The following is a 3,163-nucleotide window of genomic DNA, read 5'->3' as shown; positions in this document are numbered from 1 at the left end:
TGTATGCTTCGATAAAATTAAGAATTGAACGGAGCACAAATATGGACTTTGAAAAAGCGCGTTTCAATATGGTTGAACAGCAGATTCGTCCGTGGGATGTCTTGGACTTCGACATTTTGGATGCTTTGGAGGAGATCGGGCGCGAACATTTTGTCGGCGAGGCTTTTCAAGGTTTGGCCTATGCGGATATGGAGCTGCCGCTGGCCAACGGCCATAAAATGTTGGAACCCAAAGTCGTTGCCCGCCTAGCTCAAGGTTTGAAACTGAAAAAAGACGAAACTGTCTTAGAAATCGGTACAGGCTCAGGCTATGCAACCGCCCTGCTGTCCAAACTAGCCGGCAAAGTCGTGACCGACGACATCGACGCCGAGCAGCAGCAACGCGCCAAAAAAGTTTTGGACGAATTGGGCTTTACCAACGTCGATTATGTGCAAAACAACGGCCTGACCGAAGCATCGAAAGGCGCGCCTTTCGATGCGATTTATGTGGGCGGCGCAGTAGACAGCGTACCTGAAATTCTGAAAGAGCAACTGAAAGACGGCGGCCGTATGGTGGTCATTGTCGGTCGCAAACCGGTGCAATGCGCGCTTTTGCTGACGCGCAACGGCAATGAATTTTCCGAAAAGGTGTTGTTCGACACCGTCGTGGCACACTTGGAAGACAAATCGGCCAATCCGTTCGGCGATTTCGATTTTTAAACAACAGGCCGTCTGAAAATTCAGACGGCCTCATACTTTTATACCCGACCCTATGACCGACATTATCCAACTCTCGCCCACCGAATTGAAACAATGGCAGGACGAAGGCCGCGCATTTCATCTGCTCGATGTCCGCACCGATGAAGAACGCGCCATCTGCACCCTGCCCGCTGCCATTCACATCCCGATGAACCTCATCCCCCTGCGCCAAAACGAGCTGCCCGACGACGATTTACCCATCGTCGTTTACTGCCACCACGGCATCCGCAGCCTGCACACGGCAATGTATCTAGAAGATGCCGGATTTGAAAACCTTTACAACCTGCAAGGCGGTATTGATGCTTGGGCAATGCAGGTGGACAGCAAAATGATGCGGTATTGAATCGGTTTGATAAATAAAAGGCCGTCTGAAACTGGGTTTCAGACGGCCTTTACGATTATTTCACAAACCGTGCATCTGCCATAAACGGCCGTGTAGCGGCTGGTTTAGCGGAATAGAAGCGGGAGAAAGTGCTGTCGATTTTGGTCTGTATCGGCTTACCGTCCAATGTTGCCGATGCTTCCAATTTCACACCACCGCCACTGGTTTCGCCTAATTTCATATTTGGCAACGTCAGTTTGGCAATATTGAGTTTCGCATTTTCCACTTTGGTATCGGGAGACATCAGCTGTTTGCCGACCGGACGGATTTTTTCACCCTCATCATGAGGCGCGGCACCACCGTTATCGTCAACCACGCCGATATTAATCAATTTGGCAGACACCAAATCCATCTTGCCGTTTTTGACCGGAATACCGACAAACAGTTTTACGCCGCGATGAATGAACGTATTGTCCCGCCACTGAGTTTGGCCCTCTTTCGGCGGTTTGGTTTCTGCCGCCACCGAATAAGTGCGGCCCATAATCATCAATTTATAACCTGGAATTTTTTTCGAACCGAATCCATCGGTAATGTCTTCGACCAGTTGCGGCGCAGTCAGGGTTTCGTTTGCCAAAATACGGGCTGAAGTTTCTGCCAAATGGGCAGGCTTGCCGTCTATGGTCAATGCCTGTTCATGGCCGAAATCAGATGCAAATGTAGGTATAGCGGTCAGTGCGGCGGCCAATGCCAGAATACGGATGGTTTTCATTGCAGACTCCTGATAAAAATGTAATTGGGTTGATTACCCGATAAAATCCGGGCGATATTGATAGGAGTCGATATTTTTATATAAATGATACAGATTATCAAGAATATTTGTATTTTAAAATAAAAAAGGCCGTCTGAAACCTAGTTTCAGATGGCCTTTTCAATCTACTTAAAACCTTCTATCAGTCTTTGAAGCGTTTAAATACCAATGTGCCGTTGGTACCGCCAAAGCCAAAGGAATTGGAGATGGCAACGTCGATTTTCGCGTCACGCGCTTCGTTGGCACAGTAGTCCAAATCGCAACCGGCTTCAACGTCTTGTTCAAAGATATTGATGGTCGGCGGAGATTTTTGCTCGTGTACTGCCAATACACTGTACAACGCTTCCACGCCGCCAGCCGCGCCAAGCAAGTGGCCGGTCATGGATTTGGTGGAGTTAACGATGACTTTGCGCGCATGATCGCCCAAAGCGCGTTTGATGGCTTTGGTTTCATTGGCATCGCCCAAAGGAGTCGATGTACCGTGTGCGTTGACGTAATCAACGTCTTCAGGATTCAGGCCGGCATCTTTCAGCGCGCGGGTAACAGCCAATGCAGGGCCTTCTTCGTTAGGCGCGGTAATGTGGTAGGCATCGGAGCTCATGCCGAAGCCGACGATTTCAGCGTAAATTTTCGCGCCGCGTTTTTTCGCGTGTTCCAATTCTTCCAACACCAGCACGCCAGCGCCTTCGCCGATAACGAAACCATCACGGCCTTTGTCCCACGGACGGGAAGCGGTAGCAGGGTCGTCGTTGCGAGTGGAAAGTGCCTTCATGGCGGCAAAACCGCCAACGCCCAAAGTGCTGATCGCACCTTCTGCGCCACCGGCAATCATCACGTCTGCGTCGCCGTATTTAATCAGTCGTGCAGAGTCGCCGATGGAGTGTGCACCGGTTGTACAGGCGGAAACCATGCCGTAGCTCGGGCCGCGGTAGCCTTTGAGAATGGTTACGTGGCCGGAAATCAGGTTAATCAGCGAGCCTGGGATAAAGAAAGGATTGATTTTGCGCGCGCCGCCTTCGATAACGGCTTTGCCGGTCGCTTCGATGCTCGGCAGGCCGCCGATACCGGAGCCAATGTTGACACCGACGCGGTCTTTGTCGAGGGTTTCCAAATCATCCAAGCCTGAATCGTTGATGGCTTGCAGGGCGGCGGCGATACCGTAGTGGATAAACACGTCCATACGGCGCGCTTCTTTCGCGCTGATGTATTGGCCGATGTCGAAATCGCGCACTTCGCCGGCGATTTGGCTGTTGATGTCGGATGCGTCAAAGCGGGTAATCCGTCCGATGCCGCTTT

General features: G+C 51.1%; 4 protein-coding genes. 2 read left to right on the top strand and 2 right to left on the bottom strand.

Annotated features, from left to right (window positions below):
• Positions 1–41 precede the first annotated feature (41 nt).
• Positions 42–698: a protein-L-isoaspartate O-methyltransferase family protein gene (locus ACTHUE_RS14015; protein ID WP_219089306.1), complete on the top strand. Its 657-nt coding sequence runs from the start codon at positions 42–44 to the stop codon at positions 696–698.
• Between the two features lie 52 nt (positions 699–750).
• A complete protein-coding gene (locus ACTHUE_RS14010) occupies positions 751–1,080 on the top strand; it encodes a rhodanese-like domain-containing protein (RefSeq protein ID WP_003679997.1) in 330 nt (109 codons plus the stop codon).
• Positions 1,081–1,135: 55 nt separating this feature from the next.
• On the opposite strand, the gene ACTHUE_RS14005 is transcribed toward ACTHUE_RS14010, so the two are convergent.
• Both ACTHUE_RS14005 and fabF read right to left on the bottom strand, forming a co-directional pair.
• On the bottom strand, positions 1,136–1,828 hold the full coding sequence (locus ACTHUE_RS14005) for a hypothetical protein (protein ID WP_219089304.1): 693 nt from the start codon (positions 1,826–1,828) through the stop codon (positions 1,136–1,138).
• A 181-nt stretch (positions 1,829–2,009) separates the two neighbouring features.
• The coding region (gene fabF, locus ACTHUE_RS14000; RefSeq protein ID WP_440423774.1) for a beta-ketoacyl-ACP synthase II at positions 2,010–3,163 on the bottom strand (1,154 nt) is incomplete at its 5' end.

The organism is Neisseria sp. P0021.S005 (assembly GCF_051956955.1).
Note: the sequence above shows the minus strand (reverse complement) of the source record. Positions and strands in the feature narration are given on the sequence as shown.

Excerpts from the sequence above, each read along its gene's own strand:
- ACTHUE_RS14010 (WP_003679997.1), top strand. The coding sequence starts at position 751 with ATGACCGACATTATCCAACTCTCGCCCACCGAATTGAAACAATGGCAG.
- ACTHUE_RS14015 (WP_219089306.1), top strand. The coding sequence starts at position 42 with ATGGACTTTGAAAAAGCGCGTTTCAATATGGTTGAACAGCAGATTCGT.
- ACTHUE_RS14005 (WP_219089304.1), bottom strand. The coding sequence starts at position 1,828 with ATGAAAACCATCCGTATTCTGGCATTGGCCGCCGCACTGACCGCTATA.